Source organism: Paenibacillus sp. NPDC057967, from assembly GCF_042887015.1.
Lineage (GTDB): Bacteria > Bacillota > Bacilli > Paenibacillales > Paenibacillaceae > Pristimantibacillus.
This window is the reverse complement of sequence record NZ_JBHVQB010000005.1, coordinates 451039-466306: the sequence shown is the minus strand read 5'-3', so window position 1 is coordinate 466306 and position 15268 is coordinate 451039. Positions and strand designations below refer to the sequence as shown.

General features: G+C 51.0%; 15 protein-coding genes. 2 read left to right on the top strand and 13 right to left on the bottom strand.

Annotated elements, in window-relative coordinates; genetic code table 11:
- Positions 1-15: 15 nt before the first annotated feature.
- The 6 genes from pflB to ACFVSO_RS15735 form a co-directional block, all read right to left on the bottom strand.
- Positions 16-2286: a formate C-acetyltransferase gene (gene pflB / locus ACFVSO_RS15760; RefSeq protein ID WP_387475136.1), complete on the bottom strand. Its 2271-nt coding sequence runs from the start codon at positions 2284-2286 to the stop codon at positions 16-18.
- Between the two features lie 72 nt (positions 2287-2358).
- A complete protein-coding gene (gene mobA, locus ACFVSO_RS15755; protein ID WP_387475134.1) occupies positions 2359-2967 on the bottom strand; it encodes a molybdenum cofactor guanylyltransferase in 609 nt (202 codons plus the stop codon).
- Positions 2968-3042: 75 nt separating this feature from the next.
- Positions 3043-5649: a bifunctional acetaldehyde-CoA/alcohol dehydrogenase gene (gene adhE, locus ACFVSO_RS15750; RefSeq protein ID WP_387475132.1), complete on the bottom strand. Its 2607-nt coding sequence runs from the start codon at positions 5647-5649 to the stop codon at positions 3043-3045.
- Between the two features lie 122 nt (positions 5650-5771).
- On the bottom strand, positions 5772-6353 hold the full coding sequence (locus ACFVSO_RS15745; protein WP_387475130.1) for a hemerythrin domain-containing protein: 582 nt from the start codon (positions 6351-6353) through the stop codon (positions 5772-5774).
- 145 nt (positions 6354-6498) lie between these two features.
- Positions 6499-7389: a GNAT family N-acetyltransferase gene (locus ACFVSO_RS15740; protein WP_387475128.1), complete on the bottom strand. Its 891-nt coding sequence runs from the start codon at positions 7387-7389 to the stop codon at positions 6499-6501.
- A 46-nt stretch (positions 7390-7435) separates the two neighbouring features.
- On the bottom strand, positions 7436-8359 hold the full coding sequence (locus tag ACFVSO_RS15735) for a poly(ethylene terephthalate) hydrolase family protein (protein WP_387475126.1): 924 nt from the start codon (positions 8357-8359) through the stop codon (positions 7436-7438).
- Between the two features lie 189 nt (positions 8360-8548).
- Here ACFVSO_RS15735 and ACFVSO_RS15730 point away from each other — a divergent pair, with 189 nt between their 5' ends.
- A complete protein-coding gene (locus ACFVSO_RS15730; RefSeq protein ID WP_387475124.1) occupies positions 8549-9622 on the top strand; it encodes a copper resistance D family protein in 1074 nt (357 codons plus the stop codon).
- A 73-nt stretch (positions 9623-9695) separates the two neighbouring features.
- Here the strand turns inward: ACFVSO_RS15730 and ACFVSO_RS15725 are convergent, their stop codons facing one another.
- The 6 genes from ACFVSO_RS15725 to ACFVSO_RS15700 form a co-directional block, all read right to left on the bottom strand.
- Entirely contained in the window at positions 9696-10175 is a 480-nt protein-coding gene (locus tag ACFVSO_RS15725; RefSeq protein WP_387475122.1) for a 2-thiouracil desulfurase family protein, read from the bottom strand.
- Positions 10176-10207: 32 nt separating this feature from the next.
- Positions 10208-10663 (bottom strand): GNAT family N-acetyltransferase, encoded by a 456-nt coding sequence (locus ACFVSO_RS15720; RefSeq protein WP_387475120.1) that lies wholly within the window; start codon positions 10661-10663, stop codon positions 10208-10210.
- 111 nt (positions 10664-10774) lie between these two features.
- A complete protein-coding gene (locus ACFVSO_RS15715) occupies positions 10775-11455 on the bottom strand; it encodes a YajG family lipoprotein (protein ID WP_387475118.1) in 681 nt (226 codons plus the stop codon).
- The gene (locus ACFVSO_RS15710; protein WP_387475116.1) at positions 11445-12323 is read right to left on the bottom strand and encodes a hypothetical protein; all 879 of its coding nucleotides are present in this window, start codon (positions 12321-12323) and stop codon (positions 11445-11447) included. The genes ACFVSO_RS15715 and ACFVSO_RS15710 overlap by 11 nt, the downstream gene beginning before the upstream one ends.
- Before the next feature lie 196 nt (positions 12324-12519).
- Positions 12520-13437 (bottom strand): ABC transporter permease, encoded by a 918-nt coding sequence (locus ACFVSO_RS15705; protein ID WP_387475114.1) that lies wholly within the window; start codon positions 13435-13437, stop codon positions 12520-12522.
- Entirely contained in the window at positions 13434-14321 is an 888-nt protein-coding gene (locus ACFVSO_RS15700) for an ABC transporter permease subunit (protein WP_387475112.1), read from the bottom strand. Before ACFVSO_RS15700 ends, ACFVSO_RS15705 begins: the two co-directional genes overlap by 4 nt.
- A 215-nt stretch (positions 14322-14536) precedes the next feature.
- Between ACFVSO_RS15700 and ACFVSO_RS15695 the strand changes: the two genes are divergently transcribed.
- Positions 14537-14737 carry a DUF6199 family natural product biosynthesis protein gene (locus tag ACFVSO_RS15695; RefSeq protein ID WP_387475110.1) on the top strand — a complete coding sequence of 67 codons (201 nt, stop codon included), beginning with the start codon at positions 14537-14539 and terminating at the stop codon, positions 14735-14737.
- Between the two features lie 15 nt (positions 14738-14752).
- On the opposite strand, the gene ACFVSO_RS15690 is transcribed toward ACFVSO_RS15695, so the two are convergent.
- Positions 14753-15217: an acetyltransferase gene (locus tag ACFVSO_RS15690; RefSeq protein ID WP_387475108.1), complete on the bottom strand. Its 465-nt coding sequence runs from the start codon at positions 15215-15217 to the stop codon at positions 14753-14755.
- Between the last annotated feature and the right edge of the window lie 51 nt (positions 15218-15268).

Here is a 15268-nt window from a genome sequence, read left to right as displayed (position 1 = left end):
GACGTTCACACCTCTTTATACCTCGCCGTGGAATGTACGGTTGATGACATCCAGCTGCTGTTCTCTGGTCAGCCTGATGAAGTTGACGGCATACCCCGATACACGGATGGTCAGCTGCGGATATTGCTCCGGATGCTCCATGGCATCCAGCAATTGCTCACGGTTGAAGACGTTCACGTTCAGATGATGACCGCCGCTTAAGGCGTAGCCATCGAGCAAGGCTGCCAGATTGGAGACGCGCTCTTCATCGGCCTTGCCCAGCGCCTTCGGAATAATCGAGAATGTGTTGGATATTCCGTCCAGGCTGTGCGCATACGGAATCTTCGCGACAGATGCGAGGGATGCGAGAGCTCCTTTACGATCACGGCCATGCATCGGATTCGCCCCCGGTGCAAACGGCTCGCCGGCTTTGCGGCCGTCAGGCGTGCTGCCAGTCTTCTTCCCATATACCACGTTCGAAGTGATCGTAAGCACCGACATCGTCGGAATCGCACCGCGATAAGTCTTATGCTTGCGTAGTCTGTTCATGAAGCCTTCTGCAAGTCCGACTGCAATATCGTCTACGCGGTCGTCGTTGTTGCCGTATTGCGGGAAGTCGCCTTCAATCTCGAAGTCTACCGCAATGCCCTGCTCGTTGCGAATCGGACGCACCTTCGCGTATTTAATGGCGCTTAAGCTATCCGCCACAACCGATAGACCGGCAATGCCGCAAGCCATCGTACGTACGATATCCCGATCATGCAGCGCCATCTCGATCCGCTCGTAGCAGTACTTGTCATGCATATAGTGTATGACGTTCAGCGTGTTCATGTACAGCCTTGCCAGCCAGTCCTGCACAATATCGAACTTCGCTTTCACCTCTTCATAATCCAGTACATCCGACGTAATCGGCGCAATAGCAGGTCCGATCTGCCCGCCCAGCTTCTCGTCTACTCCGCCGTTTACGGCGTAGAGCAGAGCTTTCGCCAGATTGGCGCGTGCGCCGAAGAACTGCATCTGCTTCCCGATCCGCATAGCCGATACACAGCAAGCAATGCCATAGTCATCTCCAAAGTGCGGACGCATCAGATCATCGTTCTCGTATTGGATGGAGCTAGTCTCTGCCGACACGCGGGCGCAATAGCGCTTGAACGCTTTCGGCAGCTGCGTCGACCAAAGTACCGTCAAGTTCGGCTCCGGGGCAGGTCCGAGATTATAGAGCGTATGCAGGAAGCGGTATGAGTTTCGCGTGACGCGCGTCTTGCCGTTTAGTCCCATGCCACCCAGCGCTTCGGTAACCCAGGTCGGATCGCCGCTGAATAGTTCATTGTAATCCGGTGTACGCAGGAACTTCACGATCCGCAGCTTCATGACGAAGTGGTCGACCAGCTCTTGGGCTTCGCTTTCTGTCAACGCGCCTTCTCTCAGATCGCGGTCGATATAGATATCGAGGAAGCTGGACACCCGGCCGAGGCTCATCGCCGCGCCGTTCTGCTCCTTGATCGCAGCCAGATAAGCGAAATACAACCATTGCACCGCTTCCTTCGCGTTCTCTGCCGGTACGGAAATATCAAAGCCGTATGTGGCAGCCATCTTCTTCAGCTCCGCCAAGCTGCGGATTTGCTCGGAAAGCTCTTCCCGAAGCAGAATAACTTCTTCCGTCATGGCGTCCACTTCCAGCTGGAGCAGCTCCTCCTTCTTCGAGGCAATCAGCCGGTCCACGCCGTACAGGGCGACCCGGCGATAATCGCCGATAATCCGTCCGCGCCCATATGCGTCAGGCAAGCCTGTAATGATGCCCGCTCTTCGCGCGGCGCGCATCTCTGTTGTATATGCGTCGAATACGCCTTGGTTATGCGTTTTGCGAATGGTCGTGAACAGATCCTCCAGCTCGGGCGCCAGCTTGTAGCCGTACGCGTCACAAGCATCTGCCGCCATTCGGATGCCGCCGAACGGCTGTACCGCTCGCTTCAAAGGAGCATCCGTCTGCAAGCCGACAATCTTCTCCTTGGACTGATCAATATAGCCCGGCGCATGCGACGTAATAGACGATACCGTATTGACGTCGATATCATGGACGCCGCCTCGCTCGCGCTCTTCCTTGAGCAGCTGGCTCACCTGTCTCCATAACAATTCCGTGTTCTCCGTCGGACCTGCAAGGAAGCTCTCGTCACCTTCATAGGACGTAAGGTTGCGTTCGATGAAGGACGGAACGTCAACTCCCTTCTGCCAGCTTCCTGCCACGAATCCGCGCCAGGCTTCAGGTGTGCCGGACCGGTCCGTGATTTGCTTCTCTGTCATTGCCATATGAAACACCTCCGTTATAAGGTAATCTTACGATGTTCTCACATGCTTCTCTATGACATTGCTCACAGCAGGCTAACACGATTTCATCGTGCTGCGTACGATTCGTTCATAATCTTCCTCCGTCTGAATGGATTGAACGAATCCGCTCTGAATGCCGTTCTCTTGGAAGAACCATTCACTGCCCCTCTGCCACTTGATTTGATTGAGTAATGCGGACTTGCTGGAATAACCGCCCTTCAGCAGCTTCTCAATCGGCTCGGCGCTGGACCGGTCATAGACGCCATGCAGCGGATAGGCTTTGCCCTTCACCCATGGAATAACAGCGTCCAGCCCTTCCTGCAATTGCGTCAAGAGCAGCTTGGCGGCGTCAGCGGATGGAAAAGGCATATGACAGCCGAGCAGCCACACATGACGGTGTCTTGCAAGCGCAAGACCGGCATGCATGCCGCTCAGCAGCCCGTGACCGATGAAGTAATCGGTTATGATGCGGATATCCCGGTCAACAATGCGAAGAAGCGGCTGCGGATCGTTGGTCACAATCGTGATCTCGCTGCAGCAGGTTTGCATCTCGCGGATTTGCCGATGAAGCATAATTTCTCCGTCCACCTCCAGGAAAGCCCGGTTGCGACCGTTCATGCGGGGGTGATTGCCGCCCGCCAAAATTACGCCGGACATCATCATAATTGCTCCTCCCATCTGAAGTTAATGAAAAAGGAGCTGCCGATCCTAAAGCGATCGGCAGCTCTCCCTGTTCTCTTAGAAGTTGCCGTAGAATGCGTTGCGGTACACGTCCGCAAGTTCCTTCACCAGCGGCATTCTCGGGTTCGCGGTTGTACACTGGTCCTCGAACGCCCGGTCTGCCAAATAATCGACCTTCGCCTCGAAGTCGGCCGGGTCTACGCCAAGCTCCTGGAATTTCTCCGGAATGCCAAGCGCTTGATTCAGCTTGCGAATCGCTTCGATCAGGCTGTTCACGCCTTCCGCTGTCGTGCGGGCAGGCAAGCCCAGCATGCGGGCGATCTCTGCATAACGCTCGTCAGCGACGAAGTGGCTATATTTCGGGAACGAAGCGAACTTCGTCGGCTTCTGCGCATTGTAGCGGATGACATGCGGCATCAGGATCGCATTCGTCCGTCCATGTGCCGTATGGTATTCCCCGCCCCACTTATGCGCAAGGCTGTGGTTTATGCCCAGGAAGGCATTCGCGAAGGCCATGCCGGCAATCGTCGAAGCATTATGCATCTTCTCGCGGGCCAGCGGATCGGCCGTATGATACGATTTCTCCAGGTTCTGGAATACAAGCTTGATGGCATGAAGCGCAAGCCCGTCTGTATAATCGCTCGCCATCACCGATACGTACGATTCAATCGCATGGGTCAGGACGTCCATGCCGGTATCCGCAACAGCGGTCTTCGGCAGGCTATAGACAAATTCAGGATCGATGATGGCGACGTCCGGCGTCAGCTCGTAGTCAGCCAGCGGGTACTTGGTATGACCTTCCTGCTTGTCGGTAATGACTGCGAACGACGTCACCTCCGAGCCAGTGCCCGATGTGGTCGGGATCGCTACAAATTGGGCTTTCTCCCCAAGTCTCGGATACTTATAGACGCGTTTGCGGATATCCAGGAATTTTTGCTTGAGCGAGTGGAAGTCGGTCTCCGGGTATTCATAGAAGAGCCACATTGCTTTCGCCGCATCCATCGGCGAACCGCCGCCAAGCGCGATAATGCAGTCCGGCTTGAAGCCGTCCATCAGCCGCGTCCCGCGCTCAACCGTCTCAACCGACGGATCGGGCTCGACATCCGCGAACACTTCGATTGATACCGGGGTTGCCCGCTTTCTCAAGTAATACTCCAGCTTCTCGACATAACCCAGCTTCACCATCATCTCATCGGTGACGACGAGCACGCGCGAGATGCCCGGCATCTTCTCCAGATATTGAGTAGCGCCCTTCTCGAAATAGATTTTCGGCGGAATCTTGAACCATTGCATATTGACTGTACGATAGGCCACGCGCTTAATATTGAGCAGGTTCACGGCCGTTACGTTCGATGTGGTGGAGTTATGTCCGTACGAGCCGCAGCCAAGTGTCAGCGACGGCAGATTCGTATTGTACAGATCGCCGATCGCGCCATGCGTCGAAGGCGAGTTCACAATGACCCGGCCCGTCTTCAGGCGGTCTGCAAAGGCTTGAATCACCTCGTCACTCTGCGAATGAATGACCGAGGAATGGCCCAGGCCGCCGAAAGCGACCACTTCCGCCGCCCGCTCAATGCCTTGCGCCGCCGTCTTCACTTTGTAGCAGGCTAGCACCGGACTTAGCTTCTCGGCAGACAGCGGGAACGCCGTTCCTACGCCTCCAAGCTCGGCAACCAATATCTTCGTCCCTTGCGGCACTTCGATACCCGCCATCTCGGCAATCTTTACTGCCGGCTGGCCCACGATGACGCCGTTGACGGCACACTTCTCACTGTTAATGACGAGCTTCGAGACCGCTTCCGTCTCGGCCTTGTTCAGGAAGTAACAGCCATTGTCCTTCATCAGCTTGCGGACTTGATCGTAGACAGGCTCTTCAATGATGACAGCTTGCTCGGATGCGCAGATCATACCGTTGTCGAACGTCTTGGACAGAATCAGGTCGGTAACAGCTTGCCTCAGGTCCGCCGATTGTTCAATAAAGCACGGTACGTTGCCCGGTCCTACGCCAAGCGCCGGCTTGCCTGTACTGTACGCGGACTTCACCATCGCCGATCCCCCGGTTGCTAGCACAAGGGCAACATCAGGGTGATTCATCAGCTGCTGTGTCGCTTCCACAGAAGGAGTCGCGATCCACTGGATACAGTGAGCAGGCGCACCGCTTGCCACGGCTGCTTTCAATAGCGTCTGGGCTGCGGCTGCACTGCTATTCTGTGCGGACGGGTGGAAAGCAAAGATGATCGGATTGCGCGTCTTCGTAGCAATCAGTGCCTTGAACATCGTCGTCGATGTCGGATTCGTCACCGGGGTTACGCCAGCGATAATGCCTACTGGCTCCGCAACCATCCGGTAATTCTCATAAGCGTTCTCTTCGATGACACCAACGGTCTTGGCGGACTTGATGTTATGGTAGATGTATTCCGTCGCAAAGATGTTTTTGGTCATTTTGTCTTCATAGACGCCGCGGCCCGTCTCCTCCACCGCCATCTTGGCCAGCGGCATGTGCTGATCGAGACCAGCCAGCGCCATCGCTTGAACGATACGGTCAATTTGCTCCTGTGTCATGGACAGATAGGCTTCCTGTGCAGCTCTTGCGCGTTCGACCAGTTGGCCCACTTCCTCAAGAACTGAACTCTGAACATCTAATTGGCTTGCTTTTACCGCCATAGGTTCCTCCTCCTTGGAGATCTCCGTTTAGTTTCTCTATCTCCTTGTTGACCTCATCTTAACGGAATGCCGCATAGAAGACGGTGACATAAATCACAATTAAATGGAAATTTTAATATTTTTTATGAGAATAAATAGTCCAGGTCCGTCAATATTTCCTCTGCCAGCGGGAAGATTAGCTCTTCCTCCATTTCGAAGTGTCCGGTCAGGATCAAGCAGCCTTGCGTCAACTGGTCACAGCCGTCCTTCAACATCTTCATCAGCGTCAAGTCCGGACGGCCCTTATCCAACATCAGCATACCGATCAACGTGCGGCTCGTTTGCAGGAATGAATCAAAAAATTGCAGCGCCAGCTCATGATCCTTCTCCAGCACCCACAAGGACGGCAAGATGGTTGGTTCGTCCTTCTGCTTGTAGTAACGGGAGAATACAGGGAATAGCTCCTCGTCTTCCCACTTTGCATGGCGCTCCAATACTTGCAGCAGCTCTTCCGCTTGCGCCCGAAGCTCCTTCAACATCTGCAGCGTGCCGTAATCGCCGTTGCTGGCTGCCGTCCTTGCGCTGAGCTCGCCCAGCGATACACAGCTTGCCTTTAATTGCTCATGCTCCGTCTGAAGTCGAATGGCCAGCTGCATGAATGCGCTTGGCCTTGCAGAATCGTTGGGGTCCAATTTCACTGTTTTAGACGGGGTATGGAACATCATCTCCACCTCCAGTTATAGTTCAATCAGCTCATTGTCCCTTGTAGTATAGAGGCTTCGCGGCGGCGGTGCTGTGAGATATATCACCATTGCGGGACAAAAAAAGAAAGCTTTCGCTTAAGCGGAAGCTTTCTTGGCTAACACAATGTTAAGCATGCGAGGTGACCGGGAATAAGAATGGATTCGAAGGCCAAGGCAACCCAGGCTTGACGAATAACGCGTCGTCCTCTCCATCCAGAGGTTCAACCCGAAGCTCCTTCCATTCCACATCAGGCGTGAAATGAAAATGGACGATTTTCGTCTCCTCATTAATCAAGCTTGCTACTATAGACTCGATATCGATGCTGGTTCTGCTAACTATATCGAATAGATGGAGCTCACTTTCCTCATGCTTGAAAAGAACGATCGCCTCTAGCTTTTCAAAGTAATAGAAGTCGTCAGGGAAAGCTAACGTGCTGTAAAACGTAAGCAAGTGCTCATCCCTTATGACGCCAAGCTTATTCGAGACAGGCACTCTGCTCGCTGCCATGGATTGAAGCAGCTCTTGATCCTCCGCATGTTGGAGATCCAGCCGGCGAATCGGACCTGAAGGTGCCGGCAACTGCCCAAGCGACGTTACCTGTAGCGAGAAGCTGCTCTCCGCCACACGTTGAAAGCCGAATTTGGGATAAAAATCATGTACGGTATCATTGGCGAATAGATAGATGAAGTCGCATTTGTTCTCATAGATGTCTAAGATCCGTTGCATCAGCTTGCCAGATAAGCCCTGATTGCGATAATCAGGATGCGTCATCACGGTGCCGATTTGAATGGCTTGATATATCCTGCCATCCGATACCAGGGTCATCTTGTTAATAGAAGCGTTGGCGATGACTTTGCCTTGGTCTGCATAAGAATAGCACACATACTGGTCATTCCAGCCTCCGTTATCATACCAAGCACGGAAGTCCAATTCGAACACAAGCTTGGCCAGCTCAAAAAAGCTCTCTCGGTAGGTTTCGTTCTCTTTCACATTTTCGATCCATAGATATTGGCTCATCTCAATCCTTCAACTCTTTCATCTGCAATTGTCATGCTTACTCAGGTTATGATCTATCTTCTAGTCCTGTAGATTGTGCACTCTTCCAGTCTTTGTTCCGTAATATCTCCGCTTCATCCCCGGCAAAAGCGGCCATCGCTTCACGGTCATCCATAAGCTGATACCTCATCCATGCTGTCAAATAACCTCTGTGTTTACCGCCGTCTCCCTCGATGGCGGTATGTGCCGCCCCTTTCGCCATAGCCATCATGACCGGTATGTCTGGATTAGCGTTCTCCAGCGCCAGCTTATTGGATGAGGTCGGCGATACGATAAAGTCCCGGGTTCCCCCCATAATGAAAAATGGAACCTTCAGTGCCGATGTATCATAGATGTCCTCCGGGTCGCACCACTTTAAATCAGGCAATGCAATCGAGACCACGGTACGTATAGCAACCCCGACATCATGATTGGTATGAGCGTTAATAACGCCGGTGGAGCCTTGAGAATGGCCTGCCACCGCAATTTGATCCGGATCGATACGCTTATACAGAGGACTTGCTGAATCGCCATTATGGGCTAGCATATATCTGATTGAATTGGCAATTTCATGACCCGTACCGGTCGTTGTACTATACGTATCTATCACTACAAATCCCCAGGATGCTAAATGGCGGAACAGCTCATCGTAATTGGCAGGCAGCGCCCCTGTCCCGTTGCCCCATGCAATAAGGGGATGTGCCTGTTGCGAGTTTGGCTGGTAATAAATTTTGTACAGCAACGCTCCTTGAGCATCCTTAACCTCCAGCGTATCTACCAGATATTCGCCTGGTGCCGCATACTTGGCCTCAACGGTTCCCTCTGCATAGGATACCGGGGCCGAGTTCGCCAGAAAGTATAGCAACACGGCAAAAGCGATGATTAACACCAAGAGAAAACCTAACGTCCCTCGCACCCATTTGTTTCCTACGATTTTTTTCAATTGCAGCATCTGCACATCCAGCTCCCTATCTTATGACTCTCTCAAATCCGGTTACAATTGGTTAGATAAATATGGATATAAACAGCTTATCACAGAATACTCGGCTAAAAAAACAACTTTTATATGAACATATATTGATTTAAGAGTCGATATGATAAGATTAGTTCTGGCATTTATTCTTCCGTCGGAGCTGATGACGTGTATATCTACTTTTTTGAGACGCTGCTCTACTTATCCTTCGCCGTTACTGGCGGCTATATCTTGCTCCTGTTCATAGCGGATCGCTCCAAGCCGCAATTAATCGTACCGTTCGACCTGTTTCAGTATGGATTATTGGCGATTCCCGTCTTCTCGTTTATGTCCATCTTGCGTACCAGCTTCATTTTGCGTGAATTTGCAGAAACCATGCCTTATTACGAGCTGCTGCTTATTGTGCTGAAAGATTACAAGTACGGAAACGCATGGATTTGGATCTTGATCGGCGGGACGGGCATGTATGTCATCACACAGCTGTTCCAGACCAAGATTCATCACTTCAAATGGCCGCTTGCCGTGTTGTGGGTGCTGACTGTGCTGGCTCACGGCTGGGCCAGCCACCCTGCTGGCTTCTCCAGTTGGGGCTTTGTCTACCAATCTGTACACGTTGGAGCCGTATCAGTCTGGCTGGGCGTCTTGATTCTGGTCGCCTGGTATACGAGAGGAGCCTTGAACTGGAAGCCTTTCGTCCGTTGGTACACGCCGATGGCTATCGGATGCATGATTCTGATCCTCATTGCCGGACTCGCCATGATGTACATTTTGGTGGACGGCTATATTCGTTCGTGGGGAATCAATTATGGCGAAGCGCTTCTGCTCAAGCACCTTGTTTTTCTGCCGCTCCTGCTGCTCGCCTTTATGAACGGCTTTCTATCGAAAGTGACGGATCAAGGCACGAATGAGCGTAAGCTGATCTGGTGGCTGCGGGCAGAGACTGTTATCGCCGTCGCTATTCTGGCTATAACCGCGTACATGGGCATGCAAGAGCCTCCGCATGAAGGTGAATTCGAAGATCCCGTACCGTCCCTCCTGTTCACCTGGCTGCACGGCGATGTACCGCTGATGTCTATGCGCTGGCACTGGAGCCTTCCTTCTCTCGCCCTTCTCGCCGTGGGAGTCACGGCATTAAGCTTGCTTATCCTGAGCTATAAAAACAACCGCCGCGGTTCGTTCATCTGGCTCGCTGCCGTTGCGGTTCTCTGTCCGTTCATAGGTCTGCTGCTAGCTGTCTATTAAGGGGACAAATCGTACTGATGGTGGTCGCTTCACCCTATCCAAGGGGGCAAAACGGAAAAAAACTTCCGCGTAGCTATGCGCGGAAGTTTTCTTGTGTCAGCCATTCGGCCAGGTCATGCTCGGATAGAACGGTGTAGCCTTCCTGTCTTAACAGCGCTGTCGTCACGCCGTCTCCCGGCTGCTTAACGTTGCGGAACATTCCGTCATAGATAAAGGAGCTGCCGCAGGAGGGGCTGCCTTCCTTCAGGACAACATGTGTCGCGCCATGCCGCTTGGCAAGCTCCAGCGTCGCCAGCGCTCCCTTCACATATAGCTCGGTCACGTCTCGGCCCGACTTCTCGATGACCTTCGCGTTTCCTTTCCACACATCCTCGCCAAGACCGCCTTCAATCTCTGCCGGCTCCCTCGGAGTCGCAAAGCCGCCAAGCAGTTCAGGACAGACGGTCACCGCCGTCCCCTCTGTTACCAAGGTCTGGATCGTAGCGTCCAGCGCATCCGTTCCGTTGTATCGTACCTTCATGCCTGCCAAGCAGGAGCTAACTAATAGTTTCATTGCTTAATTCCTTTCGGCAGCCTCGATTCCTCTTACAAAAACAGCTTCATGCCTTCGTGGCTCGCCACAAAGCCTAACCGGTCATAGAACCGGTGAGCGTCGCTTCGCGTCTTGTCCGTTGTCAGCTGTACCAATTGGCAGTTCTCTTGCCTTGCCCGTTCAATCGCTTCCTTCATCATCGCTTGTCCGATGCCTTGTCCCCGATAAGCCCGGTCAACCCGAACAGCCTCTATAATAGCGCGTTTCATGCCTTGTCTGCCTAAACCAGGGATAATCACAAGCTGGAGACAGCCCAATACTGCATCCCCATCTACTGCGAGCAAAATATGGTTGCCGCTTTGCGCTTCCATATCTGCGAATGCCTCGTAATAAACCTCTGGCAGCGGGTCTTCGTACCGCTCCCGCTTCGTTCCCAGCTCGTCATCAGCCAGGAGGCGAACAATCTCCCGCACATCTTCCTTCCCTGCTTTTCGGAATTTCAACGACATCCTCTCCTTCTTCTCGCTGCGCACGCTGTTCCGTTCATTTCACTTCGAACTCTATCGTACCACAACGATTCACTTGATGCCTCTAACGCCAGTCAGGAGATTTCATTTCTTCTAATGGGCTGATATCAAATAAAACGTATAATGAGTCATGATGTCATCCTCAAAAAACACTCTCAAAAACGGAAAACCGCCTTCAACAACTAGCGTTATTTCATTACCAGCTTCATATTCCGTCACATATCCCGTTAATGCATAATCTAATTGCTCATATTCATTGTCAACATCTCCATAAAAAAAGCCAAGGGGATCGGATTTCCAATCCTTATCCTGAGGGAATAATGTCATCACTTCCTCAAATGAATCACCTACCCGCAAACCTCGCGGACCAGATATATCCCCAAAAACATCTACGACAGCTGGCGTTAGCGTTTTAAACCAATCCAAGTAAGTATACGATATGTTTTCATCGGAGTAGACCGTCGTACTGGCTAATTCATTCACTTCCTTCTCCAACACTTCTGCCTCCATCTGTTCCTTGGTCCAATCCGCTCTCAGCAGTTCGAATTGAAGCATCTCTGCTTCTGTAAAAACAGGCAGATCCGGCTGACTGCTCGGCATTGGCAGTGCCGATTCCAAAGATATTGTTGTATTGGATGGAGTAGGTGAATGCGGAATATTGATTTCAGTTTCAGGGTCAGCGCATCCTGCGAGCAGTATAATTAGAAAACCGTAGAACAACTTTTTCATTATCATCATTAACCTCTTTTCCTTCATTTCTGCATCAGCCTGCATTTATAATGCTTTTCATGGACGCCAAATCACCTTCTTGCAGTTCAAACCAGATTTCCTGCTCCCCATCGAGAAGCTGTGCGTGGTTCCGGTAAAGATGAAGCTTAATTTCCTCGCCGTAATAGTAAAACGTGAGTGCCATCTCGAGCATTGCCGGATCAACAGGCTTTTCAACAGCCTTATTTTCCAAGTAAAAGAATGCCTTTGCCATAGCCAACATCCTGCCGGGATGGGTGAGATAGACATCTGCGTCCACTCTCATAAGCCCACTGTCGATCATCTTCAAGGTCGTGGATTGCTCAGCTGGGACATACTGCGGCCGGTGCATAAAAGCTTTTGCTAATAGATAGACGTCTGAGTTTGCTACATAATACTCGTTGGGATACATCTCCTCGAATTGAATGATGTTGCGCTGGATGATTCGTGCGCGTACAACTCCCTGATCGGTGGTCAGCACTAACTCTACCGGCTCGACATCAGGCATTGGCGGGCTGCCTGGTTGTATCGTTGACTGCACAGCAAATAAATGCGACACAGAAGATAGAACATCGGAATCCGTTATGAAAACGGAGCCTAGTTCATCTCTTATCTCGATTTTCTCCATTTCGGGAAGGCTCGCCAAAAATGCCAGCTTCGGATATTGCTCCGTTACGGAGGGCGTTGCTTGATTCGCTTCGAGCTTTGCCTTCCATGCCGCGGCATTCTTCTCGGACGCACGGAGCTCCGCTTGTAACTGTTCAAGCTGTGCGCGTAATCGTGTTGATTCCGTCTCCAGCAGCGATTCATTTGTGACCGATACTTCACGCTCATAAGTACAACCGGATATCAACAATCCGATTAACATGACAGCCATGATCCATTGACGCCTCAACTACTCCGCCTCCCATCGCCCGTTTCAATTTACATCTTATACCAATAAACTCAAAGAGAGGATAAAATGTTGCATCTCGCATCCTTCACATTAAAATAAAAAAGGCTGCCGAACGGATGTCCGGCAACCTGCAAATGTAGAAAATGCATACGTAAAGGCTGATGATCCAATAGATCACCAGCCTTCACAGATCAGATTATAGATGAGAGAACTTGGAAAACATCTTGCCGTACCGCTTCTCAAGACCTTGGGATACCAGATGGAACCCAAGGATCAATACAACATAAGCAGCCAGAGGCACATAGAAGATCCACTGATTAGCATAGAAGTTCATTCGGTTCTGGCCGATTAGCCCACTCCATTCGTTCGTGCGGCTGTAGTATTCCAACGGATCAGGATACATCGTTGTACCGCCAACGAATATATGGAAGATTGCCAGCTGTCCGAACAACGTCAAAATAAGTATGATCTCTTGCACAATCAATATAAGGAAGCTTTCCTTCAGGTGCGGGAGCAGGTGGGAGCGAATAATTTTCCAGCCTCCCGCACCAAGCGATTCGGAAGCCTGAACGAACTGCTTCTCGCGAATAACCATTGTCTTTTCCTTTATAGTCGAAGCCACAGACGGCACGCCGATGACAAGCAGTACAACCGCTAGCAACATCGACATCATAAATGAAGATGCATTCGGATTAATGGAGATGCCAATCATAATCAGCCATACAATTAGAAAGATCGGAATCCCGTTCAGCATACTCCAGAACGAATTGCCTTTTTTCTCCGTGCCCTGCTTGCCGTAATAGCCCAGCATCAAGCCGATTAATCCGCCAATAACGACCCGAGCGACCGCAATGCCAATCGCAAGGAAGATGGTATACTTGGCGCCATGCAAGAGCTTCGTCAAGAGATCATAACCGTTCTTATCCGTCCCCAGCGGGTATTCTGCGCTTGGAGCAACGGGAGGCGCAATGACCATGCCTTCCCCGTCCTCACCCACTATGTATTCAATTTTCAGCTGATCCTCCAGCCCGTGCGGAGCAAGAAGCGGACCAAAGAGACCGATGAAGATCATCATTCCAGTAATGATCAAGCCTGCAAGCAACGTCTTGTTCATCGCTCAAACACCTTCCCCAATGCAAATAAACAGACTCTCAATAAGCTGTAGCCTAGCCCATAGAGGAGAAGGAATGACAACAATCCGTTTACGACGATGTCATATTGATACTCTCCTCCAACGAAGGCATGAGCGAAGATAAGCATCGACACGCCTTTATTGTTGAACAGGTATTCCACGATAAATAGATTGCCCATCACAATGCCCATCAGCTTATGCAGATCACCTTTCACATAAGGCAGCACATTCGGCAGGCCGTGATAGAAAATGATATACAGCTTGCCCAAGCCCTTGGCTTTGGCGTTGCTAATATAATCTTCCGTTAGCGTCAGCTTCATCTGCATGGCCACATTGCGCAGCATATAATTTGCCGGAATAATAATCATCGCCAGCAGCGGAAGCACGACTGCTGGATCATCTGCACTTAATGTCGCTACATCGAACAAGACAACGCCGGTTGCTTTGGCAATAAGCACAATGATAAATTGCAAGAGCAGCACGATTACAAAATCAGGAAGCGCGCCGACAAAATCGGCAAGGCTCTTCGCCCACCCCGCCTTCGAGATGGCAAAATAGATTCCGACGAATATGCCGATCAATGTACCCAGAATGCTTGCAGCCGTTACATAATAAAATGAAGTGAGAAAATAGCTGCCAATGCGATCCCAGAAGTGATGTTCGTTTTTGCCCGAATAATAGGTGAATGATTCCCCTGTTCCTAGACCCGCAACGTATGCCTTGAAGCTCTGGAAGCCTTGTCCCCATGAAAATTGCAGCCCGCCGTCGCCGGAACCGAAGTGAAGCACGACTGGCATCATCGCGAATAGACATACGAACAGGATTATGCCCGGAATAATAATCGTCATCTGTGCCGCTTTCGGCATAGCAAATGTCCCTTCTCTCTCTACTATCATTTGGATGCATTTATTATAGCTGTAACCTTGACTCTTTCATAAGCCCAAAATTTTACAGAAAATAACAACCGCCTAAGCTTCTCAACTGTAGACGGCTCTCTAGCGGATAGTCCACTCAAAAAAAGGAACATATTAGACCTAATCCTTGTCTTGTGCGTGTATTTATCTATAAAGGAGTTGATCAAATGTACGTATTTATTGGTTTGATCTTTATTGCATTTGGCATCCTTTATCTCGTCAAACCGGATTTTGCATGGTATATCAATGAAAGCTGGAAGGTGAAAGACGACTCGGAGCCTAGTCAAGGCTATCTGATGATGACCCGATCTGGCGGTATTGTTCTTATCATCGTCGGCACGATTTTTCTGATAGGCGGCATAGTCTAACAAGCTGTTGAGATTCTAGCTATTGCTGTCCTCGCGGGTGCGCAGCTTCAGATGAAGCAGCGGATAAGGCTTTCCCGAACCGTCCAGCGGCGAGCGGCCGATCTGCTCGAAGCCGAATCTGATATAAAACGCGTGGGCGCCTTCATTCTGTTCATTCACATCAACTTCCAAATCAGTGCCCTTTAATTCAATGGCATGGGTAAGCAGAGCCTTGCCAATTCCCTGCCCATGGCTTTGAGGATCGACAAACAGCATCTCGACCTTCTTGCCGTCAAGACCGATAAAGCCTAGCGGACTCCCGGCTTGATCAACCGCCGTCCAGATCTCCACAGCGGCTAGGACTCCTCCGCTTACCATGGTGTAAAAGAACGCAATATCTTCCTCCGTCAGGAAATGATGCGTCGCGCGGACGGACCGGTGCCAGATGTCGACCAACTGGTCGTGCATGTTGCTTTGATAAGCTGCAATTTTATAAGTCATATGGTGTGTCCCCTTTTACTAATAATAGTTGAATTGTCCTTAATGTCGTTA

What these genes read in the sequence shown, in the direction of transcription:
- pflB (WP_387475136.1), bottom strand. Translation starts at nt 2,286, where the DNA reads ATGGCAATGACAGAGAAGCAAATCACGGACCGGTCCGGCACACCTGAA.
- mobA (WP_387475134.1), bottom strand. Translation starts at nt 2,967, where the DNA reads ATGATGATGTCCGGCGTAATTTTGGCGGGCGGCAATCACCCCCGCATG.
- adhE (WP_387475132.1), bottom strand. Translation starts at nt 5,649, where the DNA reads ATGGCGGTAAAAGCAAGCCAATTAGATGTTCAGAGTTCAGTTCTTGAG.
- ACFVSO_RS15745 (WP_387475130.1), bottom strand. Translation starts at nt 6,353, where the DNA reads ATGATGTTCCATACCCCGTCTAAAACAGTGAAATTGGACCCCAACGAT.
- ACFVSO_RS15740 (WP_387475128.1), bottom strand. Translation starts at nt 7,389, where the DNA reads ATGAGCCAATATCTATGGATCGAAAATGTGAAAGAGAACGAAACCTAC.
- ACFVSO_RS15735 (WP_387475126.1), bottom strand. Translation starts at nt 8,359, where the DNA reads ATGCTGCAATTGAAAAAAATCGTAGGAAACAAATGGGTGCGAGGGACG.
- ACFVSO_RS15725 (WP_387475122.1), bottom strand. Translation starts at nt 10,175, where the DNA reads ATGAAACTATTAGTTAGCTCCTGCTTGGCAGGCATGAAGGTACGATAC.
- ACFVSO_RS15720 (WP_387475120.1), bottom strand. Translation starts at nt 10,663, where the DNA reads ATGTCGTTGAAATTCCGAAAAGCAGGGAAGGAAGATGTGCGGGAGATT.
- ACFVSO_RS15715 (WP_387475118.1), bottom strand. Translation starts at nt 11,455, where the DNA reads ATGCAGGCTGATGCAGAAATGAAGGAAAAGAGGTTAATGATGATAATG.
- ACFVSO_RS15705 (WP_387475114.1), bottom strand. Translation starts at nt 13,437, where the DNA reads ATGAACAAGACGTTGCTTGCAGGCTTGATCATTACTGGAATGATGATC.
- ACFVSO_RS15700 (WP_387475112.1), bottom strand. Translation starts at nt 14,321, where the DNA reads ATGCCGAAAGCGGCACAGATGACGATTATTATTCCGGGCATAATCCTG.
- ACFVSO_RS15695 (WP_387475110.1), top strand. Translation starts at nt 14,537, where the DNA reads ATGTACGTATTTATTGGTTTGATCTTTATTGCATTTGGCATCCTTTAT.
- ACFVSO_RS15690 (WP_387475108.1), bottom strand. Translation starts at nt 15,217, where the DNA reads ATGACTTATAAAATTGCAGCTTATCAAAGCAACATGCACGACCAGTTG.